General features: G+C 63.3%; 19 protein-coding genes and 1 pseudogene. 11 read left to right on the top strand and 9 right to left on the bottom strand.

The window, feature by feature from the left end; translation table 11 throughout:
• The first annotated feature begins 131 nt into the window (after window positions 1–131).
• Window positions 132–1,004 (top strand): virulence factor BrkB family protein, encoded by an 873-nt coding sequence (locus BN1127_RS06330; RefSeq protein WP_042648881.1) that lies wholly within the window; start codon window positions 132–134, stop codon window positions 1,002–1,004.
• A gap of 133 nt (window positions 1,005–1,137) precedes the next feature.
• Complete coding sequence (gene dtd, locus BN1127_RS06325; protein ID WP_042648880.1) at window positions 1,138–1,575, top strand: D-aminoacyl-tRNA deacylase; 438 nt, start codon at window positions 1,138–1,140, stop codon at window positions 1,573–1,575.
• Between the two features lie 95 nt (window positions 1,576–1,670).
• On the opposite strand, the gene BN1127_RS06320 is transcribed toward dtd, so the two are convergent.
• On the bottom strand, window positions 1,671–2,327 hold the full coding sequence (locus BN1127_RS06320; RefSeq protein ID WP_042648879.1) for a spermidine synthase: 657 nt from the start codon (window positions 2,325–2,327) through the stop codon (window positions 1,671–1,673).
• 51 nt (window positions 2,328–2,378) lie between these two features.
• Between BN1127_RS06320 and BN1127_RS23170 the strand changes: the two are divergent.
• Window positions 2,379–2,483 (top strand): annotated as a pseudogene (locus BN1127_RS23170) (GNAT family N-acetyltransferase); the annotation flags it as partial.
• Window positions 2,484–2,500: 17 nt separating this feature from the next.
• Window positions 2,501–3,409 (top strand): bifunctional GNAT family N-acetyltransferase/hotdog fold thioesterase, encoded by a 909-nt coding sequence (locus BN1127_RS06315; protein ID WP_025325359.1) that lies wholly within the window; start codon window positions 2,501–2,503, stop codon window positions 3,407–3,409.
• 53 nt (window positions 3,410–3,462) lie between these two features.
• Here BN1127_RS06315 and BN1127_RS06310 read toward each other — a convergent pair whose 3' ends face one another.
• The 5 genes from BN1127_RS06310 to BN1127_RS06295 form a co-directional block, all read right to left on the bottom strand.
• Entirely contained in the window at window positions 3,463–5,529 is a 2,067-nt protein-coding gene (locus BN1127_RS06310) for an AsmA family protein (RefSeq protein WP_042648878.1), read from the bottom strand.
• Window positions 5,530–5,560: 31 nt separating this feature from the next.
• On the bottom strand, window positions 5,561–7,630 hold the full coding sequence (gene recG, locus BN1127_RS06305) for an ATP-dependent DNA helicase RecG (RefSeq protein WP_042648877.1): 2,070 nt from the start codon (window positions 7,628–7,630) through the stop codon (window positions 5,561–5,563).
• A 211-nt stretch (window positions 7,631–7,841) separates the two neighbouring features.
• Window positions 7,842–8,096 (bottom strand): hypothetical protein, encoded by a 255-nt coding sequence (locus tag BN1127_RS22040; protein ID WP_156139751.1) that lies wholly within the window; start codon window positions 8,094–8,096, stop codon window positions 7,842–7,844.
• Window positions 8,097–8,135: 39 nt separating this feature from the next.
• Complete coding sequence (gene pssA / locus BN1127_RS06300) at window positions 8,136–9,485, bottom strand: CDP-diacylglycerol--serine O-phosphatidyltransferase (protein ID WP_042648876.1); 1,350 nt, start codon at window positions 9,483–9,485, stop codon at window positions 8,136–8,138.
• A gap of 153 nt (window positions 9,486–9,638) precedes the next feature.
• Window positions 9,639–11,000 carry a GntP family permease gene (locus BN1127_RS06295; protein ID WP_226171055.1) on the bottom strand — a complete coding sequence of 454 codons (1,362 nt, stop codon included), beginning with the start codon at window positions 10,998–11,000 and terminating at the stop codon, window positions 9,639–9,641.
• Between the two features lie 164 nt (window positions 11,001–11,164).
• On the opposite strand from BN1127_RS06295, the gene BN1127_RS06290 reads away from it, so the two are divergent.
• From BN1127_RS06290 to BN1127_RS06280, 3 genes are all read left to right on the top strand, one after another.
• Complete coding sequence (locus tag BN1127_RS06290; protein ID WP_005328545.1) at window positions 11,165–11,674, top strand: gluconokinase; 510 nt, start codon at window positions 11,165–11,167, stop codon at window positions 11,672–11,674.
• A gap of 61 nt (window positions 11,675–11,735) precedes the next feature.
• The gene (edd, locus tag BN1127_RS06285) at window positions 11,736–13,532 is read left to right on the top strand and encodes a phosphogluconate dehydratase (protein ID WP_042648874.1); all 1,797 of its coding nucleotides are present in this window, start codon (window positions 11,736–11,738) and stop codon (window positions 13,530–13,532) included.
• A gap of 9 nt (window positions 13,533–13,541) precedes the next feature.
• Window positions 13,542–14,183 (top strand): bifunctional 4-hydroxy-2-oxoglutarate aldolase/2-dehydro-3-deoxy-phosphogluconate aldolase, encoded by a 642-nt coding sequence (locus BN1127_RS06280; RefSeq protein WP_042648873.1) that lies wholly within the window; start codon window positions 13,542–13,544, stop codon window positions 14,181–14,183.
• 85 nt (window positions 14,184–14,268) lie between these two features.
• Here BN1127_RS06280 and BN1127_RS06275 read toward each other — a convergent pair whose 3' ends face one another.
• The gene (locus BN1127_RS06275) at window positions 14,269–15,276 is read right to left on the bottom strand and encodes a substrate-binding domain-containing protein (protein WP_041206674.1); all 1,008 of its coding nucleotides are present in this window, start codon (window positions 15,274–15,276) and stop codon (window positions 14,269–14,271) included.
• A gap of 89 nt (window positions 15,277–15,365) precedes the next feature.
• Here BN1127_RS06275 and BN1127_RS06270 point away from each other — a divergent pair, with 89 nt between their 5' ends.
• Complete coding sequence (locus BN1127_RS06270; RefSeq protein WP_042648872.1) at window positions 15,366–16,016, top strand: Qnr family pentapeptide repeat protein; 651 nt, start codon at window positions 15,366–15,368, stop codon at window positions 16,014–16,016.
• Between the two features lie 219 nt (window positions 16,017–16,235).
• Here the strand turns inward: BN1127_RS06270 and BN1127_RS06265 are convergent, their stop codons facing one another.
• Together BN1127_RS06265 and gpmM are read right to left on the bottom strand one after the other, a co-directional pair.
• Window positions 16,236–17,639, bottom strand: a complete 1,404-nt coding sequence (locus tag BN1127_RS06265) for a peptidoglycan DD-metalloendopeptidase family protein (protein WP_042648871.1) — start codon at window positions 17,637–17,639, stop codon at window positions 16,236–16,238.
• A 9-nt stretch (window positions 17,640–17,648) separates the two neighbouring features.
• The gene (gpmM, locus tag BN1127_RS06260) at window positions 17,649–19,178 is read right to left on the bottom strand and encodes a 2,3-bisphosphoglycerate-independent phosphoglycerate mutase (RefSeq protein ID WP_042648870.1); all 1,530 of its coding nucleotides are present in this window, start codon (window positions 19,176–19,178) and stop codon (window positions 17,649–17,651) included.
• Between the two features lie 336 nt (window positions 19,179–19,514).
• Here gpmM and BN1127_RS06255 point away from each other — a divergent pair, with 336 nt between their 5' ends.
• From BN1127_RS06255 to gpsA, 3 genes are read left to right on the top strand one after another with little or no spacing between them, the layout of a single operon-like run.
• Window positions 19,515–19,946 carry a rhodanese-like domain-containing protein gene (locus BN1127_RS06255; protein WP_005328526.1) on the top strand — a complete coding sequence of 144 codons (432 nt, stop codon included), beginning with the start codon at window positions 19,515–19,517 and terminating at the stop codon, window positions 19,944–19,946.
• Between the two features lie 47 nt (window positions 19,947–19,993).
• Entirely contained in the window at window positions 19,994–20,464 is a 471-nt protein-coding gene (gene secB / locus BN1127_RS06250) for a protein-export chaperone SecB (RefSeq protein WP_005328525.1), read from the top strand.
• A 2-nt stretch (window positions 20,465–20,466) separates the two neighbouring features.
• Window positions 20,467–21,471: an NAD(P)H-dependent glycerol-3-phosphate dehydrogenase gene (gene gpsA / locus BN1127_RS06245; RefSeq protein WP_025325374.1), complete on the top strand. Its 1,005-nt coding sequence runs from the start codon at window positions 20,467–20,469 to the stop codon at window positions 21,469–21,471.
• The last annotated feature ends 7 nt before the right edge of the window (window positions 21,472–21,478 follow it).

Here is a 21,478-nt window from a genome sequence, read left to right as displayed (position 1 = left end):
CTTATGGCCTCTTTTTTTATGGTCGCGTGGTAGCTTCTCGCCTCCGGGATGGCACCGAACCGGCTCATGGGTGGTCAGATGGGCACCCTATCTGACACAATATCTGCATGATGACGCTTACGAGAATCAAGATGCAGCAGCAAATCCGCGGCCGCCTGGCCCACGCACTCTCCTTCTTGCGCCACGATGGTGCCCATTTCGCCCAGTTTGTCTGGGGCCGTTTCCAGCAGGACAGGCTGACGGTCACCGCCGGCTACCTGGCCTATGTGACCCTGCTCTCTCTGGTGCCCATGGTTGCCGTGGTGTTCGGCATGATGTCGGCCTTCCCGGTGTTCCAGACCCTGAAACAGCAGATGGAACAGTTCGTCTATCACAACTTCGTGCCCACCGCCGGCGAGATGCTCAAGGAATACATAGACGGCTTCGTGGCCAATGCCACCAACACCACTGCGGTCGGCATCGGCGCCCTGATAGTGGTGGCCCTGATGTTGATCTCGGCCATCGACAAGAACCTCAACTACATCTGGCGCTCGACCCAGAATCGACCGCTGGCTCAGGCCTTCGCCATGTACTGGATGATCCTGACCCTGGGCCCCGTGCTTATCGGGGCCAGTCTCGCTATCTCCTCCTACATACTGTCGCTGAAGCTGTTTGCCGCTGACAGCCTGTTTGGCGCCGGCTATCTGGTGCTGCGCAGCCTGCCGTTCCTGTTCTCGGTGTTCGGCTTCCTGCTCATCTACACTGTGGTGCCCAACTGCAAGGTGCGGCTGACCCACGCCTTGATCGGCGCCCTGGTGGCGGCCACCCTGTTCGAACTGGCCAAGCGCGGCTTCGCCATCTACATCACCAACTTTCCCTCTTATCAGGCCATCTACGGCGCCCTGGCGACCATCCCCATTCTGTTCGTCTGGGTCTATCTGAGCTGGTTGGTGGTGTTGCTCGGCGCCGAGACCACCGCCTGCCTGGGGGAATACGAGAAACCGGGAGCAGAGGAGCTGGCTTGAGGCCTGCCTTCCATCGTGTGCCGGACCCCGGGTGGGAAAGGCGTTGGCCCGGGCAGGGTATTTATTGGTAGCATCAACGACCGCTCCCGTCATGACGACGGCGGCGGCCGTTCTGTTTTGAGAGGAGAGGGATGTGATTGCATTGATTCAGCGGGTATCCGAGGCCAGCGTGACCGTCGAGGGAGAAGTGACCGGGGCCATAGGACAAGGGCTGCTGGTACTGCTCGGGGTAGAGCAGGGGGACGATGATGCCAAGGCCGACAAGCTGCTGCACAAGGTGAGTGGCTATCGCATCTTCTCCGATGCAGAGGGCAAGATGAACCTCAACGTGGGCCAGGTCGGGGGCAGCTTGCTGGTAGTCTCCCAGTTCACCCTGGCGGCGGATACCGGCAAGGGGATGCGACCCAGCTTCTCCGGCGGTGCCCACCCGAGCGATGCCGAGCGGCTCTACGACTACTTCGTTGCCCGGGCTAGGGAGAGCGGCGTGCCGACCGAGACGGGACGCTTTGCCGCCGACATGAAAGTCAGGCTGCTCAACGACGGCCCCGTGACCTTCTGGCTGCAGGTGTAGGCGTCATTGCTGGCGCCCGGGTTGCGCTAGCTGTTCACCCTGTCGAGGGCTCTCGCGGCGACCCGCCAGCAAGAGTGAGGGGCCCGCAGCAGGTCCTAGGCGCTCAGATTGGTGGCGTGCAGTATGACGTTGCGATAGCCCGGCACCCCGTGGGCCGTGGTGGGGCCTATCCACTCCTCGGCCAGCTTTTTGGCCTGAGCCAGTTCGAGATGGGTCCGTGGCAACAGATTGATGATGAGAGTGCCGTGCAGGCAGTTGGCCAGCGCTTGATAGATGGGAGCCTGGAACAGCAGCAGGGGATTGCCGTCCTGGCTGAACAGGTCCAGCAGCACCAGGTCGTATTGCTCCCGACTCTCCAGCAGGAAGTGCAGTGCATCGGCGTGGTGCAACCGTGGCGCACCCCCAGTTGAGGGCAGGAAAAACTGCTGGAACAGGGTGAGGATCTCGGCGTCCAGATCCACGCAGTCGTGGCGGGCCTCGGGCCAGCGCGCCCCCAGATGACGGGTGAGATCCCCCCCTCCGAGCCCCAGCTCCAGGATCCGGCTCGCCTGTGCGGGCAGCCGCTCGGCGATGCTCTGCTGATGGGGCAGGCAGAGGTGTTCCGGTTGGCTCAGGCTCATGGCGGATTGCACCACGCCGTCCATTTCCAGCCAGCGGTGGCGGGCATTTTCCAGGATGGAGAGGCGGCGTTCGGGTTTGGCGCTGAGGTGCAATAAGTGATCGGCTTGGTACGCTTGCAGATTGAAGTCCATGAATTTGCACGGCAAGATGGCTTTCGACCAGTGTAACTCAAGGATGTCGCTATGTACCGAGTGGTCACCCCTCAAACGCCAGCGGAGCTGGATGCCAGCTACCCGCTGCGCCGGGAGGCATTGTTGCGCAAGCCCTTCAATCTGCCCGTCGGCGCAAACTCAAGGATCTCTTTATGTATCGGGTAGTCACCCCCCAAACGCCAGCGGAGCTGGATGCCTACTACCAGTTGCGCTGGGAACTACTGCGCAAGCCTTTCAATCTGCCCGTGGGCTCCGAGCGTGATGAATACGATACCGTCGCCATTCATCGGCTGATGCTGGCCGAAGACGGCACCCCCATCGCCGTCGGCCGCCTCTTCATCGGGGGTGACGAGGCCCAGATCCGCTTTATGGCGCTGCGCCCTGAGTTTCGCGGTCAGGGGCTGGGAGCCCGCATGGTGGAGGATCTCGAACAGCTGGCCCGGGACGAGAAGGTGAAACGGCTGGTGATGAACGCCCGCCAGGAGGCGGTGGAGTTCTATCGCAGGTGCGGTTTTCTCGAGGTGGGTGAGGGGCCCGTCTCCTTCGGCCGCATTCCCCATCGCCAGATGATCAAATCCATCAGCCCGCTGCAGACCATACAGTATCGCCCCGAGTGGTGTCAGGATCTCACCACCCGCTGGTCGAGGGGGATCCCCATCAGCGAGAAGATGGGGGTGCACATCACCCACTACGATGGCCAGACCTTCCACCTCAAGGCCAACCTGGCGGCCAACCTCAACGTCCACGACACCATGTTTGCCGGCAGCATTTACAGTCAGTGCGTGCTGGCGGGCTGGGGCCTCATCTGGCTGCAACTCAAGGAGGCCGGTCTAGGCGGGGATACGGTGCTGGCGGAGGGCAACATCAAATACTACAGACCGGTGAGCGAGGAGCCTGAGGCCAGGGTCGCCCGGGAGGGGATGCCCGCCGTGCTGGCGCCGCTAAAGAACGGGGAGTCCGCCAAGTTCAGCCTGCGGGTGCAGCTGTTCAGCGGCCGCAAGCTGGCGGTGGAGTTTGTCGGTCAGTACGTGGTGCTGCCCATCAAGCGGGCGGGGCACTGACCCCGTCGTCTGGCATCCGGTAGCAACAAGGCCTCATGATGAGGCCTTGTTCGTTATTGCGCTGCCGGCTTGGGCTGTGGTGGACGCCAGAGCGGGCCGCTGCGCCCCTGGGCCGGGTAGCGTACGCCAGTCTCCCAGTCGCAAGTGGTTTCCCCGCTCGGGAAGCGCCATTCAAGGGTCGGGCTCTCAAGAGGGCCTCGCCAGCGCGCCAGCAGCTCGGCACAGCGCCGCTTGTTCAGCACGCCGAGATCCAGCTGCCACTGGTCGCTGGCGAGATCGACCCCGCCCTGCAACCCGAGCAGGTGGGTGATGGTGGAAGCGCCGCCCTGCTCGATCTGCAGCTTGCCCTGCTCAGCCCTTGCCTTCAGCCTGATGTGGTAGAAGGGGGTATCCCCCTGCTGCATCGCCTGCCACAGGGTCTCGGGAGTCAGGGTGGGCGGGGTCGTCTCCTTGAACCAGTTGTCCAGCAGCGGGTCTATCCCGACCTTGTCCCAGAAGGGATCCCTGGCCTCCAGGCTCAGGCTGCCCTGCAGGGTGCGGCGCCAGTTGCCGGGAGTCTGCTCCGGCTGGGGGGCCAGATCGGCCTGCAGATCCGTCTCCAGATCCACCTTGCCCGCCAGCGAGACAGGTGCATGGAGCAGTTCGCCCCACTTCTCCAGATCCAGCTGCTTGCCCTGCAGTTGCAGGCGGCTCTCCTGTCCGGGCACCTTGCCCCATTGGCCGCTGAGGCTGAGGGAGCCCTCATCCGGCAGCTCGCTGCTGAGCCTGTTGAGCTGCCAGGTGCTGGGGGTCAGCTCCCCGTCCAGCACGCCGTTGCGGGCACTCAAGCCGTCCCACACCAGCTCGAACCACTTGCTCTCGATGCGGGTACGGCCGAGCAGCGGGCCCGGCTGGGTGCCTCGCAGGCTGAGATCGCTCAGATAGAGCTGCCAGCCAGTCAGGGAGAGGGGCAGTGCATCGTCGAAGGAGAGCACCTTGAGCTTGTCGAAGGCCAGCTTGCGCACGTCGATCTGCTGGGGGCGCCAGCCCTGCCACTCCTTCCACCACCCTTCCGGCAGGCTGATGTCCATGCCGCTCAGGGCCATGTCCTTGAGGGTCAGTTTTTGCAGTTGGGTGTCGAGGGCAAACTCGACATTGAACTCCCCTTCGTATGCCTTGCCCTGCAGCTCGGCATCGATCTGCCGGGGGGAGAAGGCGAGCTTGCCCTCGATGGCTTCCAGCTGGAACAGGCCGCGGCCGAGATCCGCTAGGGTGCCGGAGAGATAGCCGCTTGGCTGGCTGCCCGCCTGCCAGTCGAAGGCGGTGAGCTGACCGCTGAAGTTGTTGAGGGAGAGCTCCTGCTCTATGGCATTGATGCTGACTCGATCGAGCTGGCCCCGGTCCAGGGTGATGCGGCGCAAGGGAAACTCACCCTGTGGGAGATCGCCGAGCTCGACCCGCATGCCACGGGCCTTCAAGGTGTGCAGTTGCAGGCCGCGCTCTGGCCAGTTCAGCACCATGCCGGTTTCCAGCAGACCTTCGAACAGGTTGGTGGTCAGCTTGTCCGTGCTCAGCACCTGCCCCTCCAGCCGCCCCTTGAGGCTGAGTCGGGCCAGGGTGAGCTGCGGCGTCTCCAGCTGGTTGATGCCCAGGGTCAGGTTGGCCTGGGGCTGGCGTTTCGGATCGATCAGCTCCCAGTCGCTCAGGGTGGCGCTCAGACCGCGCAGGGTCAGAGTCTCGCTGTACAGGCTCAGGTTGTCTATGGTGCTGTCGCTGATGGTGAGGGAGTGCACCGGCAGGGTCGGCAGCTGGTTCGGCAGCGGCAGCTTGATGACGGGGCGGATGAGATCCAGGTGGGCGATACGCACGTCCCGGTTCAGCCAGTCGATGTTGTCTATCTCTAGATAGATCTTCTCCAGCTGCACCGCATCCCCGTATTGCACCTGCTCCGCCAGCAGGGTGTAGGGGTGAAGCGGGTTGAACACCAGCCGCCCTATGGTGACAGGCACGCCGGTCTGCTGGCTGATCCAGCCGGCGATGGGACCCTTGGCCCGCTCGGCGTCGAACAGACCGAGGCCGACCCAGACGAATAGCAGCAGGAAGGCAAACAGATAGAGCAGGGCGCGTAGCCAGGAATTCATGGATGCTTTCCTCCTGTTTTGGGGTGTGTTGTCAGGCGTTTGAGTAGTGATCCCGCAGGCCGAGCCAGCGGCGGATCAGCGGTTCGACATGGTTGGGATGACGGTCCATAAGGAAGCGCGCCATCTTCTGCACCTGGGGAATGAGCGGTTGATCCCGCACCAGATCGGCGATCTTGAGATCCGCCAACCCGGTCTGGCGGGTGCCGAGCAGTTCCCCCGGGCCGCGCAGCTCGAGATCGCGCTGGGCGATCAGGAAACCGTCGTTGGTCTCCCGCAGCACCCCGAGCCGGCTCTGGGCCGTCTTGGAGAGGGGGGCATGGTAGAGCAGCACGCAGTGGGAGGCCACAGACCCCCGGCCGACCCGGCCGCGCAACTGGTGCAACTGGGCCAGCCCCAGCCGCTCCGGGTTCTCGATGATCATCAGGCTGGCATTGGGCACGTCCACCCCCACCTCGATGACGGTGGTAGCGACCAGCAGTTGCAATATGCCCGCCTTGAACTCCTCCATCACCCGCTGCTTCTCGACCGGGCGCATCCGGCCATGGACCAGGCCTATGTGCAGGCCGGGCAGCCTAGCTTGCAGCTCGGCGGCCGTGTCTTCGGCGGCCTGGCACTCCAGCACCTCGGACTCCTCGATCAGGGTGCAGACCCAGTAGGCCTGCTTGCCCTCCTCGCAGGCGAGTTTGACCCGCTCGATCACATCCTGACGGCGGCTGTCCGGCAGGGCGACCGTGGTGATGGGGGTACGGCCCGGCGGCAGTTCGTCGATGACGGAGGTATCGAGATCCGCATAGGCGGTCATCGCCAGGGTACGAGGAATGGGGGTGGCGGTCATGATGAGCTGGTGGGGATGCACCCCCTCCCGCTCCCCCTTCTCCCGCAGGGCGAGGCGCTGGTGCACCCCGAATCTGTGTTGTTCGTCGATGATCACCAGGGCCAGGCGCTGGAACACCACCTGCTCCTGGAAGATGGCGTGGGTGCCCACCACCATCTTGACGCTGCCGTCGGCAATGGCGGCCAGCGCCTCCTCCCGCGCCTTGCCCTTCTGCTTGCCCGCCAGCCAGCCCACCTTGATGCCGAGGGGTTCCAGCCAGTTGGCGAAGTTGATGGCGTGCTGTTCGGCCAAGAGTTCGGTCGGCGCCATCAGCCCCACCTGGCAGCCGTTGCCTATGGCTTGCAGCGCCGCCAAGGCCGCGACCAGGGTCTTGCCTGAGCCCACGTCCCCCTGCACCAGCCGCATCATGGGATGGCTGCGTTGCAGATCCTGGCTTATCTCCGCCACCACCCGGTTCTGGGCGCCGGTGGGGGTGAAGGGCAGGACGCTTAGCAGCTTTTCCACCAGAGCCGGGGCCGACTTGAGGGTGCGGGCCAGCTGGGTCTGCGCCTGGGCGCGCACCTTGAGGACAGAGAGGTTGTGGGCCAGCAGCTCTTCCAGCACCAGTCGCTGCTGGGCCGGATGCTGGCCGCTCTCCAGCAGGGCCAGCGCCACCGAGGGGGGAGGGCGGTGCAGCAGCTTCAGGGCGGCGGCGAGCTCGATCTGCTGAGGGTAGAGGCCGGCGGGCAGTAACTCCTCGACGCCATAGAGGTCGAGCTGGGCCAGCGCCTGATCCGTGAGGCTGCGCAGGCTGAGCTGGCGCAAGCCTTCGGTGGTCGGGTAGACGGGGGTGAGCGCCTCTTCGGTCTGGCCGGCCTGCTCCTCGCCGAGCAGCTTGTACTCGGGGTGGGCCATCTCCAGTCCGTACTTGCCGGGACGGGCCTCGCCGAAGCAGCGGATCAGGCGGCCCTGGGCCAGGCTGTTTTTCTGGGCGGCGGTGAAATTGAAGAAACGCAGTGTCAGGCTGCCGGTGCCGTCGCTGATGCGGCAGACCAGCATGCGGCGGCGCCCCATGACCAGCTGGGTGTCCTGGATTTCGCCCTCGACGGCGCCGTGCAGCCCGGGGGGCAGATCGCCGATGGGCCACACCTGGGTGCGGTCCTCGTAGCGCAGGGGGAGGTGGAACAGCAGATCCTGTACCGTGGCCAGCCCCAGCCGCTCGAGCTTCTCCAGCATCTTGCTGCCGACGCCCTTGAGGCTATCGAGAGGAATTTTATCCAATTTCATCAATTAGATGCCCGAAAACACTGTAAATATGTCCAGATGATAGGGGTTGTTGCTGCCTCGATGCAAGCCGCGTTGCAGCGGCAAGGGCTCCCCAGGCGGGATGAGAGGGCGCATACGACAAAGGCCTGCCGAACACGGGAGGCCTTTGAATGAATACTGATAGGCGGGGAAACATCTGATGCTTTAAATGCAAACCTAGTCTTTGAAAGCATTATGCCTTTTCAATTTGGTACAGCAATTCTACTAGTTTCACCGCACTTACATTATCCCAGCGAAGATAGCTGTCTAGAGAGCTTGTACCTGAATCATCACCAAGGACTTGCTGGCATATCTGCTTATGATCCGCAGATGCCGATACCCAAACTTTCCCACTTTGCTGACAAAAGTATGTTGAGCCTCTGAGCCCATTTTTTTGAATTCGTTTCTTCCATGTATCTACATCTTGTGTCGAGATGACTAGTGGCATGGCATAGAATCCTCTTTTGCAACCGTCAGTTATTGGCGGTTAGATGATCCGCTTGAGCAGAATATGGGCCTTGACCCTGTGGATCCGGGCCAGCAGCTTGCGCACCTGCTCGGGGTAATCCTTGATCTGCTCAATCTGATCGAAGTGGCTGATGCGACGGGTATGGGCCAGGATGCAGTCCCGCTCCTCCTGGAAGCGCATGCGCAGGTGGTGGTGACGGTCATGGACCAGCAGGCCGTTCTCCAGATCCAGCGCCCAGGCACGGGGGTTGAGGTTGTTGCCGGTGAGCAGGGCCCACTCCTCGTCCACGAAGATCCCCTTGAGGTGATAGGAGTTCTTGTCGCAACACCAGAGCATCAGGTTGAGGCGGCCGCTATCGATGTGATGCTGGTTGCGCTCGGCGAACTTGCGCAGGTTGGTCTCGTACAGATAGGGCAGGCCGCCTATGGTGGAGAATTTCTCCTCCGGCGGGATGAAGAAGTCGTTGGCGGTCTTGTCGCCCACCACTATGGTCACCTTGCAACCGCGCTTGAGCAGGGCTTCTACGTCCTTGTTCAACTCTTTGGGGGGGTTGAAGTAGGGGGTGCAGATGAAGATCTCCCGCTCGGTGGCCCGCACCAGGTTGCGGATCATCCGGTTGAGCTGGTTGCCGCGCTTGCCCAGGCCCACCATGGGGGTGATGGCGATCTCCTGGCTGTTGGCCGGTATGCTCTCGAATCGGTACTGGCTGGTGCGCAGGTTGTGCTTGAAGCGGCGGATCTGTCCCTTGAGCTGCTTGGCGCCCGGGATACCGGGGCGATCCAGCCGCTGCACGGCTTCGCTCTTGAGGAAGACGTCATCCACGTAGTTGACCATGCTGCGGGTCAGCGCCTGGCTGTGGATCTGGTGATAGCGATCGAAGCGGTAGCGCTCCTGCTGGTGCAGGTAGATGTCGTTGAGGCTGGCACCTGAGTAGAGCAGGATGTCGTCGAAGATGAAGCCCTTGAGGTGCAGGACGCCGAGCAGCTCGCGGCCCTTGACCGGCACGCCATAGATCTCGATCTGGTGTTCATGGCGGGCGGCCATGGCTTGATACATCAGGTGGTTGCCCCCCTGTTTGCCCTTGCCGATCAGGCCGCGCTGGGCACGGTGGAAGTCGACGAAGACCTTGATGTCGAGGGCGGGGTTGCGCTGCTTGGCGGCGTAGAGGGCGGAGAGGATTTCCCGTCCCGCCTCGTCATCTTGCAGGTAGAGGGCGATCAGATAGATACGCTGGGTCGCGCCCGCGATGAGCGAGAGGATACGGCTCTTGAAATCTTTGGCGCTGTTGAGTACCTGGAACTGATCTGCGGCAACCGCGATCTGGGGTAAACGTGCCAGCAACTGTCGATAATGTGCCGATGAATGCATAGAGAAGCCTGAAATCACGGGATGAAGCGTTCCACTCGGGGCGATGAATAGGCAATTCTAGCAATCTGTGGCGACGGGCCCAAGCAAGAATCCGTAAAAATGTCGATGTGACGCCATATCGGGGCCGCCGGATGGGGCCCCGAGATGGGGGTGTTAGAAGACGATGCTTGCCATGGCAACGATGAGGAAGGCGATGGTACCGAGCAGTGTCTCCATCACGGTCCAGGTCTTGAGGGTGGTCTTCTCGTCCATGTTGAGGAAGCGGCTGACCAGCCAGAAACCGGAGTCGTTGAAGTGGGAGAGCACAGTCGCCCCACCGGCGATGGCGATGACGATGAAGGTCAGGTCCAGATCGCTCAGCCCGGCCGTGGCCGCGACCGTCGGCGCCATCAGGGCGGCCGTGGTGGTCAGCGCCACTGTGGCAGAGCCCTGGGCCACCCGCAGCGCGGTGGAGACCAGGAAGGCGGCCAGGATCACCGGCATGCCGGTGTCGGAGAGCACGTCGGCCAGGGCCGTGCCGATACCGCTGGCACGCAGCACGCCGCCGAACATGCCACCGGCACCCGTCACCAGGATGACGGCGCAGACGGGAGCCAGCGCATCGTTGCAGAACTTCTCGAGCTGCACCTTGCCCTGGGTCTGGCGGAACAGCCAGAGGGCATAGAGCACAGTGATGAGCAGGGCCACCGGCGTCTTGCCGACCATGCGCAGCACGTTGACCCAGTCCGCACCCTTGTCGATGACACCCATGACGCCTAGGGTGTTGAGGCCGGTATCCATGAAGATGAGCACCAGCGGCAGCAGCAGGATGGAGATCACCTGGCCGAAGCTCGGCGCCTTGTCGGAGAGTCGCTCGGCGGTCTCGGTGAAGCTCGGGGGCAGGGGTAGCTCAAACTTCTTGCCGGACCAGAGCCCGAACAGATAGGCACCCAGATACCAGGTCGGCAGCGCGACCAGCAGACCCACTATGGTGAGCAGCCCTATGTTGGCACCCAGCAGTTCGCTGGCGGCCACCGGGCCCGGGTGGGGCGGCAGGAAGGCGTGCATCACCGCGAACGCACCGGCGGAGGGCAGGGCATATTTGAGGACTGAGCCGCCGAACTGCTTGGCCACGCTGAAGATGATGGGCAGCATGACGATGAGGCCGGCATCGAAGAAGATCGGGAAGCCGAACAGCAAGGAGGCGACCCCGAGCGCGAAGGGGGCGCGGTGGGAGCCAAAGCGGTTGATCAGGGTGTCGGCAAGTACCTTGGCGCCCCCCGTCATCTCCAGGATCCTGCCTATCATGGCCCCGAGGCCGACCAGCAGAGCGACCGAGGCCAGGGTGCCGCCGAAACCGGTCAGCATGGTGGGGATCACCTGGTCATAGGTGACCCCGGTGGCCAGGGCCGTCAGCATGCTGACCAGGGTCAATGCCACGAAGGCATGTACCTTGAATCGCATGATCAGCACCAGCAGCATGACGATAGCCCCAGCGGCTACCGAGAGCAGATAGGCGACATCGGGTGTGTTCATCGCTCCGTCCATAAAATGTCCTCAAATGGTTCTAGTAGTTGTTCTGCACATTTCTGTGCTCCACTTCACATTGCGCAACGTTACCGGTAACATGTTACCGGTAACGTGCTAACTTAGAACCCATCAGACAAACGTTTTTTGAAAAGTGAGAGAGAGGTCAAATAATGGCGGGCAAGAGCATTATCGTGATGGGTGTGTGTGGCAGTGGCAAGTCCAGCATAGGCCTCAAGGTGGCCAGCGCCCTGGGCGCCAAGTTCATCGACGGTGATGATCTGCACCCCCGCGCCAACATCCAGAAGATGGCGGGCGGCAACCCTCTCAACGATGAAGACAGGGCGCCCTGGCTGGAGCGGATCCGCGATGCGGCCTACAGCCTGGAGCAGAAGAACGAGCTGGGCGTCATCGTCTGCTCTGCCCTCAAGAAGCAGTACCGCGACCAGATCCGCGAGGGCAACGAATCGGTGCACTTCCTGTTTCTGGACGGCAGCCAGTCCCTCATTCTCGACCGGATGCGGGCACGCCAGGGTCACTTCATGCGGGAAGGCATGGTAAAAAGTCAGTTTGAGACCCTGGAGCGGCCGGATGGCGAGGCCGGTGTGTTTCGCGTCGACATAGATGGCACCTTCGAGCAGGTGGTCGACCGCGCCGTCACCGCCCTGGCACAGGTGCAATGAGCCATTTCGCGCGCCCGGCCCCTGTCGATCGCGTCCGTATTTCCGTGTTGGAGACAATCCTATGACCCATCCCGTGATCACCGAAGTGACCAACCGCATCCGCGAGCGCAGTGTCGCTCGCCGCCAGGCCTTCCTGGCCCGCATCCAGCGCCAGGCCGAGCAGGGCAAGACCCGCGCCTCCCTCTCCTGCGGCAACCTGGCCCACGCCGTGGCCGCTTCCAGCTGTGATGACAAGGGGCGCATCCTCGACATGACCCGCGCCAACGTGGCCATCGTCACCGCCTACAACGACATGCTGAGCGCCCATCAGCCCTATCAGGGCTACCCGGACATCATCAAGGGGGCGCTGGCCGGACTCGGCCACAGCGCCCAGGTCGCCGGCGGCGTGCCCGCCATGTGCGACGGCGTGACCCAGGGCCAGCCGGGGATGGACATGTCCCTGTTCTCCCGGGATCTCATCGCCCAGGCCACCGCCGTCTCCCTCTCCCACAACACCTTCGACGCCACTCTGCTGCTCGGCATCTGTGACAAGATAGCCCCGGGCCAGATCATGGGGGCCCTCTCCCACGCTCACCTGCCCACCGCCTTCGTGCCCGCCGGCCCCATGGCGAGCGGCATAGGCAACGACGAGAAGGTCAAGGTGCGCCAGCAGTACGCCGCCGGCGAAGTGGGCCGCGATGCCCTGCTCAAGATGGAGTGCGGCGCCTACCATTCGGCTGGCACCTGCACCTTCTACGGCACCGCCAACACCAACCAGCTGGTGTTCGAGGCCATGGGACTGATGCTACCGGGCTCCGCCTTCGTCCACCCCCACAGCGAGCTGCGCCACGCCCTCACCGAGGAGGCGGCCCACCGCATCAGCGCCATGATCCCGGGCTCCCCGGCCTACCGCCCCCTGAGCCAGGTGCTGGACGAGCACGCCCTGGTCAACGGCCTGGTGGCCCTGCTCGCCTCCGGCGGCAGCACCAACCACAGCATCCACATGGTGGCGCTGGCCCGTGCCGCCGGCCTGGAGCTGACCTGGGACGACTTGAGCGATCTCTCAGACGTGGTGCCGCTGCTGGTGCGCATGTACCCGAACGGCCCGGCTGACGTGAACGCCTTCGAGCAGGCGGGGGCCGTGCCTGGCCTGATGCGCCGTTTGGCGGAGGCGGACCTGATCCACCTGGATGCCACCCCGGTGTTTGGCGAGATGCAGGATTACCTGAGCCGCCCCGCGCTGGTGGATGGCAAGTTGGTGTGGCAACCGGTGGGGGAGAGTACGGATCCGAGCGTGTTGTCCGTCGCTGGCAGCGTGTTCCAGGCCACAGGTGGCACCAAGCTGCTCAGTGGCAACCTGGGCCGCGCCGTGGTCAAGGTCTCAGCGGTCGCCCCCGAATACCGGGTGATTGAAGCGCCGGCCCGGGTCTTCTCCTCCCAGCACGCGGTGGAGGCGGCCTACAAGGCCGGTCAGCTGAACCAGGACGCCGTCATCGTCGTGCGCCACAACGGCCCGGCTGCCAACGGCATGCCGGAGCTGCACAAACTGATGCCGGTGCTCGGCAACCTGCAGAAGGCGGGTCACAAGGTGGCCCTGGTCACCGATGGCCGTCTCTCCGGCGCCTCCGGCAAGATCCCGGCCGCCATCCACGTCACCCCGGAAGCGCTGCACGGCGGGGCCATAGGCCTGTTGCAGGATGGCGATCTGCTGCGGGTGGATGCCGAGTCCGGTCGCCTCGACTGCCTGACCGATTTGAGTGGCCGTACCCAGGCCGAGATCGACCTCACCCAGGAACAAGAGGGGTGGGGCCGTGAACTGTTCAGCGTGATGCGTCGCGCGGTATCGAGCGCCGAGTGCGGCGCCACCATCTTTGACTGAGGAAGAGCTATGCAGAACTGGAAAGTGACCCCTGCCGAGGTGTTTGCCGCCTCCCCCCTGGTGCCCGTGATGGTCATCAACGACCTGGAGCAGGCCCTGCCGATGGCCAAGGCGCTGCTGGATGGCGGCATCTCGGTGCTCGAGATCACCCTGCGCACCCCGGTGGCCCTCGAGGCCATCGCTCTGATCGCCAAGGCGATGCCGGATGCCATGGTGGGGGCCGGTACCGTGCTCAACTGCGCGCAGTTTGACGCCGCCGTTGCCGCCGGTGCCCGCTTCGTCATCTCCCCGGGGATGACCCCGGCCCTGCTGGCCCACGCGGCCAAGAGCACGGCGCCGCTGATCCCGGGGGTGGCTACGCCGTCCGAGGTGATGCAGGCGCTGGAAGCGGGTTACGACCACCTCAAATTCTTCCCGGCCGAGGCGAACGGTGGCACCAAGGCGCTCTCCGCCATCGCCGCCCCTCTGCCCCAGGTTCGCTTCTGCCCCACCGGCGGCATAGGCCCGAAAAACGTCGCTGACTACCTGGCGCTGAAATGCGTGGCCACGGTCGGCGGCTCCTGGATGCTGCCCGCCGATGCGGTCAAGAGTGGCAACTGGGAGGAGGTGACCCGTCTCTCCCGCGAAGCGGTTGAAATGGTTAAACGCTAAGCATCAGTTGTGCAGAAAAACCAAACAGGCCACCTTCGGGTGGCCTGTTTGCTATCGGCGTGGCTCTAGTCTGTGAGGGAGGGGATTATCCCAGACTCTCCCCCTCATAGAGGGAGAAGCCCATGTCCTTGCGGTGCTCGGTCTGGGGTTGTCCATTGAGCCGGGCCAGCAGCATGGCGGCCGCCTCGCGGCCGATGGCCTCGCGCGGGGTGCTGATGCTGGCGAGCTTGGGGGTCATGGCGTGGCCGATGTCGAGGGCGTTGCAGCCAGCGATGGCGATCTGCTGGGGCACAGGTATCCACCTGGCCTGGCACTGCAGCAGGGCACCGACCGCCACGTCGTCGTTGGTGCAGAACAGGCCGTCCAGATCGGGATAGCGGGCCATGGCCTGCTCCAGCAACTGGCCCCCCAGGGTGAAGCTGGAGGACTGCTCGGTCAGCAGGTGCTGGCCATTCAGGCCGAAGTCCGCCATCGCCTGGTAGTAGCCCTCCATCCTCAGCTGGGTACGCACGTCGAGGCGCGCCCCCAGATAGACCACCTTGCGCCGTCCCCGGCGCAGCATCTCTGTTACCATGGCCCGGGCAGCGGCGCGGTGATCCATGCCGACCACCATGTCGATGGGGGAGAGCGGCAGATCCATGGTCTCCACCACCGGGATGCCGGCGGTGGCGATCATCTTGCGGGTGCGATCCGTGTGCTGGGTGTCGGAGAGGATGAGGCCATCCACGTTGTAGGAGAGCAGGGAGGCGACCTGCTCCTCCTCCCGCTCCGGGCTGTAGCCGTAGTGGGCGAGCAGGGTCTGGTAGCCGGCGGGCCGGGTCACCGCCTCGATGCCGTGGATCACTGCCGAGAAGACCTGGTTGGAGAGGGAGGGGATCAGGATGCCGATCGCCTTGCTGGTGGCATTGGAGAGCATGTCCGGTGCCCGGTTCGGGATGTAGCCGAGTTCCTCCACCGCCGCGGCGATCCGCTCACGGGTGCCTTCGGCCACGGCGGACGGGTCACGCAGGTAGCGGCTGACGGTCATCTTGGTGACCCCGGTCAGGTCGGCGATGTCCTGCAGTGTGGGGCGGCGCTTGCGGGTGTCGTTCATCTCGGGATCCGGCAAAGAATGTTACAGGTAACATTACCGTTTTTGCGCAAAAAAGTCAGCATATGACGCCATCACAGGAGAGGCTGGGGATGATCAAGGGCAAGTGCTTCGAGGGGAAAAGGTTCGAGCAGCAGGAGGTGGAGGGGCAATCGTTCTCGGAGTGCCGCTTCGTCGGCTGCAATTTCTCCTGGCTCGATCTGGCCGAATGCCGCTTTGTTGACTGCAGCTTCTACGAGCGGGAGCGCGAGCTCGGCTGCCAGTTGCAGGGCTGCGATTTGCGGGAGGCGAGCTTCCTGCGCTGCGACCTCACCCTGGCTGACTTTAGTCGCAGCCAGTGCCTGGGGTTGGAGATGCGCGACTGCCAGGCCATGGGCATCAACTTCGCCCACGCCAGCTTTGCCAACCAGATCACCGTCAAGAGCTACTTCTGCGATGCCCATCTGACCGGCAACAACTTCAGCTACGCCAACTTCGACGGCTGCCTGCTGGAGAGGTGCGAGCTCGGCGGCAACCGCTGGCAGGGGGCCAGCCTGCTGGGGGCCTCCCTGGCGGGATCCGATCTCAGCGGCTCCGAGTTTGGGCAGATCGACTGGACCAGCTTCAACCTGCAGGGCTGCGATCTGCGCCAGTGCGACCTGCCCGGGCTGGATCTGCGCCGGGTCAACCTGGACGGCGTGCAGATCAATGAAGAGCAGCAGCAGGGGCTGCTGGAGCAGATCGGGCTGGTGGTCTTCCCCTGAGCGGGGTGGAAAAGAGGTAAGTTTTCATCAACGGGGGTGGGCGGCGTTGCTCTTCCCCTGCAAAGCAAAAAGCCTGCACGATGCAGGCTTTTTGCTAGGTGAAGTGGTAAACGAAGCGGTGTTGTCGTCTTTTGCACCCTTCTCCCCTCGCGGGAGAAGGGCTGGCTCAGCATCTGGCCAGCTGTTGTTGGCCGGGTTGATGGCCCCGTCAGCAGGGACTCAGCGTCTGGCCAGCCACTTGGTCGGGTTGATGGCCTCGCCCTGGTAACGGATCTCGAAGTAGAGACCGGGTCTGTCCTGACCGCCGCTGTCGCCGACCAGGGCCACGGGTTCGCCCTGTTCCACGCTCTGGCCCACCTGACGCAGCAGCGACTGGTTGTGACCGTAGAGGCTCATGTAGCCGCGGCCGTGATCGATCACCAGCAGCATGCCGAAGCCGTCGAGCCAGTCCGCATAGACCACCTGGCCAGGGGCGACTGCCTTGACCTGGGTCCCCTCGCTTGCGCCTATCAGGGTGCCCTTCCACTTGAGCTCGGCGGTGCGCGGCGAGCCATAGGAGATGAGGATGGGGCCCTGTACCGGCCAGCGCAGACTGCCGTTGGTGCTGAGGCCGTTGTAGCTGCCACTTGCCTTGGTGCTGCTGCTGCGTGCGGCGGCTTGTTGCTTCGCCACCCGGTTCTGCTGTTCGGTGACTCTCTGTTGTTCGGCGGCGAGCCTTTGCTGTTCGCCGGCCTGCCGCTGCTGTGCCGCGATCCGTTGCTGCTCGGCAATCCGCTTCTGCTCGGCGGCCAGTCGCTGCGCCTCCAGGCGGCGCTGGCGCTCCTGCTCAGCCTTGATCTTGGCGAGGCGCTCCCGCTCGGCCCTTTCGCGGCGTTCCTGCTCTTCCCGCTGACGGCGCAGCTCTTCCAGCCGCGCTTTCAGGGCTTTCTCCGCCTTGACCAGCTTGGTGAGCTTCTGTTCGTCGTTTTGCACCGACTGCTGCAACTGGTTGCGCACCTTGGCCCGGCTCTGCTGGCTGGCCAGCAGGCTCTGGTGATGCTGCTGCTGTTCACTCAGCAGGGTCTGCAGCCTGGTCTCGGTCTCTTTGGTGGCCAGCTGGTTTTTCGCCAGCTTGTTGCGGGTGGCGCGCAGGGCGTCTATGGCCTCGATGCGGGCCTTGTTGAGGTAGTCGTAGTAATCGAGAGAGCGGCTCAGCTTGGCCGGATCCTGCTGGTTCAGCAGCAGCTTGAGGTAGTCGTGGTTGCCCGCCTGGAAGGCGCTTTCCGCCTGCTTGGCCAGCAACTGTTTCTGGTGTTTCGCTTGTTGTTCCAGCGCCAGCTTGTCCTGCTGCAGCTCGGCCAGCTTCTGCTGGTTCTGCTTCAGTTGCTGTCTGGTCTGATCCAGCTTGGCGGCGGCGGCCGAGATGGCCTGCTCGTCAGCCTTGAGCTGGGTGTTGAGCTTGGCAAGCTCCTGCTTGCTGAGCTTGAGGGTCTTCTGCTGTTCCTTGATCTCGGACTGCATGGCCCCCAGCTGCTGGTTCGCAGCCTGGGCCGTGCCGGCACCGCCGATCAGGCAAAAAAACAGCGCGCCGGCCAACAGGCCGACGCGACTGGTTTTCTGTGAAATAACTTCGCATCCCCGCATGGGGCAGGATTATTTCAGAATCATCAGGGGCTTGCCAGTCATTTCCGGCGGGACAGGCAGACCCATCAGAGTCAGCATGGTCGGGGCCAGATCGGACAATTTACCGCCTTCCAGTACCTCGGCCTTGCGACCGAAATAGATGAGGGGAACCGGCAGATTGGTGTGGGCGGTGTGCGCCTGACCAGTCTCTTCGTCCAGCATCTTCTCGGCGTTGCCGTGGTCGGCGGTGATCAGGCACTCGCCACCCACTTCGGCCAGGGCCTCGGTGACGCGACCGATGCAGTGGTCAACGGCTTCGCAGGCCTTGACGGCCGCATCGAACACGCCGGTGTGGCCAACCATGTCGCCGTTCGGGTAGTTGCAGATGATGACGTCGTACTTGCCGCTCTTGATGGCGCCGACCAGCTTGTCGGTCAGCTCTTCGGAGCTCATTTCCGGCTGCAGGTCGTAGGTGGCCACTTTCGGGCTGGCGACGATCTCGCGATCTTCGCCGGTGAAGCAGGACTCTTCGCCACCGTTGAAGAAGAAGGTGACGTGGGCGTACTTCTCGGTCTCGGAGATGCGCAGCTGGGTCTTGCCCTGCTTGGCGAGCCATTCACCCAGGGTGTTCACCAGGGCAGTGGGCGGGTAGGCGCAGGCAGTCTTGATGTCGGCCGCGTACTCGGTCAGCATCACAAAGTTCAGGGCCGGGGTGGCGGCACGGGCGAAGCCGGTGAAGTCGCTGTCGACGAAGGCGCGGGTGATCTCGCGGGCACGGTCGGCACGGAAGTTCATGAAGATCAGCGCATCGCCGTCTTCCATCGGGGCGGCGTCACCGATGCGGGTGGCCTTGACGAACTCGTCGTTCTCGTCGCGGGCGTAGGCATTGGCCAGGGCTTCGCTGGCGCTGTCGGCGGTGAACTCGCCCTTGCCCTGGGTCATCAGGTCATAGGCTTGCTGCACGCGATCCCAACGATTGTCACGGTCCATGGCGAAGTAACGGCCGATCATGGAGGCGAAACGACCCTTGCCCAGACGGGCGAACAGGGCGTCGAACAGCTCGATGGAGGACTGGGCGGAGCGCGGCGGTACGTCACGGCCATCCAGGAAGGCGTGGAAGTAGATCTTCTCGGCGCCACGCTTGGCGGCCATTTCGATCATGCCCATGATGTGCTCTTCGTGGCTGTGTACGCCACCCGGGGACATCAGGCCCATGATGTGCACGGCCTTGCCTTTGGTCACGGCGGTGTCAACAGCCTTGCCCAGCTCGACGTTCTGGAAGAAGTCGCCGTCCTGGATGTCTTTGGAGATGCGGGTCAGCTCCTGGTAGACGATGCGACCGGCGCCGATGTTGACGTGGCCCACTTCGGAGTTGCCCATCTGGCCGTCCGGCAGACCCACGTCCAGGCCGGAGCCGGAGATCAGGGTGCTGGTGTAGTCACGGGCCAGGCGATCCAGATTCGGGGTCTTGGCGGCGGCAACGGCGTTGTGCTCTTGCTTGGTGCTGTAGCCCCAACCGTCCATGATGACCAGAACCAAAGGTTTCTTAGCTGTTGACATAAGACTATGTCCTCTCGGATAGGAATGAATTGCGGGAAGTGAAACTAGCGTAATATTACTACATCTGCCGAAATAGTCACCTGATAGCCAAGTCCCTCTTCCACCTCTGTTTTTACCTGTTATCCCACTGTTTTCGGCATGTTGCTGGCTTGTCTTTGTGTAGGGTTCTCCCCCTGGCGCCTCTCTCCCGAAGCGGGTGGCAGCCCTTCCCCAAGCCGGTTTTGGGACGGGCAATCCCTGATGGGAGCTTGCTCTCGCTTTGCCGCCAAGATGGCTGATCTTATCAAGGGCCCCATGTATACTCGGGCCCTTGTCTTGGTCCCTGGATAGTAGAAGATGCAAGAGTATTTGGATTTTGCGGCCCGCAACCCGCTGCTGGCAGCAGCCTGGTTCGGCCTGGCAGGCACCCTGGTGTATACCACTGTGCGTGCTCGTTTTTCTCCGGTGAAGGCGGTGAACAATCACGGCGCCACCCTGCTGATCAACCGTGAAAATGCCATCGTGGTGGACATTCGCAGTCAGGATGAGTTTGCCAAGGGTCATCTGGCCGGTGCCCATCACCTTCCCCTCACCCAGATCCAGGCGAACAATCTGGGCCCGGTTGAAAAGCACAAAGATGCCCCCATCATAGTGGTGTGCGAGTCGGGGATGACCGCTGGTGGCGCGGGTCGCCAACTGAGCAAGGCCGGCTTCAAACAGGTATATGTGCTCAGCGGTGGCATGGCCCAATGGCGTGCAGATAATCTGCCGGTGACCAAAAAACGCTGATTTAAGGGCCTGCGCCCACCTATTTTCTTAAAAAGGAATCAAACGAAATGGCTGACGAAATCAACAATCAGGAAGTGCAACCGGAATTCCACATCCAGCGTGTCTACACCAAGGATGTCTCCTTCGAAGCCCCCAATACTCCGCACATCTTCCAGAAAGAGTGGCAGCCGGACGTCAAGCTGGACATGGACACCAAGACCAATGTCCTGGCTGACGGCGTGTACGAGGTCGTGCTGACCCTGACCGTGACCTGCAAGCTGGAAACCGAAACTGCCTTCCTGTGTGAAGTGCAGCAGGCTGGTATCTTCACCATCGGCAACCTGCCGGAGCCGCAGCTGGCACACTGCCTGGCCGCCTTCTGCCCGAACATTCTGTTCCCCTATGCCCGCGAAGCCGTGGCCAACCTGGTGAGCAAGGGTTCCTTCCCGCAGCTGAACCTGGCACCGGTCAACTTCGACGCCCTGTTTGCCCAGCACATGGCACAGGTTCAGGCCCAGCAGGCGACTGCGGAAGCCTGATAATGGCCGACCAGATCGCAATCTCGGTCTTGGGGGCGGGGTCTTATGGCTCCGCCCTTGCCATTTCTCTGGCGCGCAACGGCCATCCGACCCTGCTGTGGGGTCACGATCCTGCCCATGTCGCCGAGCTGGAACAAGATCGCTGCAACAAGGCGTTTCTGCCTGATGTCCCTTTCCCTGCAGATCTGCAGCTGACTGCGGATCTGCAAGCGGCGGTGCAGGCCGCTCCCGTGTTGCTGCTGGTGGTGCCGAGCCATGTGTTCGGTCAGGTGCTGGCCCGGGTCAAACCCTTCCTGCGCCCCGATACCCGTATCGCCTGGGCCACCAAGGGGTTGGAGCCGGACAGCGGCCGCCTGTTGCAGGACGTGGCCCGTGACGTGCTGGGGGAGACTATCCCGCTGGCGGTGATCTCGGGTCCGACCTTTGCCAGGGAGCTGGCTGCCGGCCTGCCGACCGCCATCTCGGTGGCGTCGACCCACGACGACTTTGCCGATGATCTCTCGCAACTGCTGCACTGCGGCCGCTCGTTCCGGGTCTATACCAATCCGGACTTCATCGGTCTGCAGCTGGGTGGGGCGGTCAAGAACGTCATCGCCATCGGCGCCGGTCTCTCCGACGGGCTGGGCTTTGGCGCCAACGCCAGAACCGCGCTTATCACTCGGGGCCTGGTGGAGATGCAACGCCTCGGCGCCGCACTGGGTGCGGATGCCAAGACCTTCATGGGGATGGCAGGGCTCGGGGATCTGGTGCTGACCTGCACCGACAACCAGTCGCGCAACCGTCGCTTCGGTCTGGCCCTCGGGGCCGGCAAGTCGGTGGAAACCGCCATGACCGAGATCGGTCAGGTGGTGGAAGGTTATCGCAACACCAAGGAGGTGCATCTGCTGGCGGCCCGTTGTGGCGTCGAGATGCCCATCTGCGAGCAGATCTTCAAGGTGCTGTACGAAGGCAAGAACCCGAAAGAGGCGGCCATCGCCCTGCTGTCGCGAGACAAGAAGGACGAGTGATCTGCCC

Origin of the sequence: Aeromonas media (assembly GCF_000819985.1) — a bacterium.
Taxonomy (GTDB): domain Bacteria; phylum Pseudomonadota; class Gammaproteobacteria; order Enterobacterales; family Aeromonadaceae; genus Aeromonas; species Aeromonas media.
This window is presented reverse-complemented; position numbering and strand designations above follow the sequence as displayed.

Excerpts from the sequence above, each read along its gene's own strand:
- BN1127_RS06275 (WP_041206674.1), bottom strand. The coding sequence starts at position 15,276 with ATGAACGACACCCGCAAGCGCCGCCCCACACTGCAGGACATCGCCGAC.
- edd (WP_042648874.1), top strand. The coding sequence starts at position 11,736 with ATGACCCATCCCGTGATCACCGAAGTGACCAACCGCATCCGCGAGCGC.
- BN1127_RS06265 (WP_042648871.1), bottom strand. The coding sequence starts at position 17,639 with ATGCGGGGATGCGAAGTTATTTCACAGAAAACCAGTCGCGTCGGCCTG.
- BN1127_RS06315 (WP_025325359.1), top strand. The coding sequence starts at position 2,501 with ATGTATCGGGTAGTCACCCCCCAAACGCCAGCGGAGCTGGATGCCTAC.
- BN1127_RS06330 (WP_042648881.1), top strand. The coding sequence starts at position 132 with ATGCAGCAGCAAATCCGCGGCCGCCTGGCCCACGCACTCTCCTTCTTG.
- BN1127_RS06295 (WP_226171055.1), bottom strand. The coding sequence starts at position 11,000 with ATGAACACACCCGATGTCGCCTATCTGCTCTCGGTAGCCGCTGGGGCT.
- BN1127_RS06255 (WP_005328526.1), top strand. The coding sequence starts at position 19,515 with ATGCAAGAGTATTTGGATTTTGCGGCCCGCAACCCGCTGCTGGCAGCA.
- BN1127_RS06310 (WP_042648878.1), bottom strand. The coding sequence starts at position 5,529 with ATGAATTCCTGGCTACGCGCCCTGCTCTATCTGTTTGCCTTCCTGCTG.
- secB (WP_005328525.1), top strand. The coding sequence starts at position 19,994 with ATGGCTGACGAAATCAACAATCAGGAAGTGCAACCGGAATTCCACATC.
- BN1127_RS06290 (WP_005328545.1), top strand. The coding sequence starts at position 11,165 with ATGGCGGGCAAGAGCATTATCGTGATGGGTGTGTGTGGCAGTGGCAAG.
- BN1127_RS06280 (WP_042648873.1), top strand. The coding sequence starts at position 13,542 with ATGCAGAACTGGAAAGTGACCCCTGCCGAGGTGTTTGCCGCCTCCCCC.
- gpsA (WP_025325374.1), top strand. The coding sequence starts at position 20,467 with ATGGCCGACCAGATCGCAATCTCGGTCTTGGGGGCGGGGTCTTATGGC.
- BN1127_RS06270 (WP_042648872.1), top strand. The coding sequence starts at position 15,366 with ATGATCAAGGGCAAGTGCTTCGAGGGGAAAAGGTTCGAGCAGCAGGAG.
- recG (WP_042648877.1), bottom strand. The coding sequence starts at position 7,630 with ATGAAATTGGATAAAATTCCTCTCGATAGCCTCAAGGGCGTCGGCAGC.
- gpmM (WP_042648870.1), bottom strand. The coding sequence starts at position 19,178 with ATGTCAACAGCTAAGAAACCTTTGGTTCTGGTCATCATGGACGGTTGG.
- BN1127_RS22040 (WP_156139751.1), bottom strand. The coding sequence starts at position 8,096 with ATGCCACTAGTCATCTCGACACAAGATGTAGATACATGGAAGAAACGA.
- BN1127_RS06320 (WP_042648879.1), bottom strand. The coding sequence starts at position 2,327 with ATGGACTTCAATCTGCAAGCGTACCAAGCCGATCACTTATTGCACCTC.
- pssA (WP_042648876.1), bottom strand. The coding sequence starts at position 9,485 with ATGCATTCATCGGCACATTATCGACAGTTGCTGGCACGTTTACCCCAG.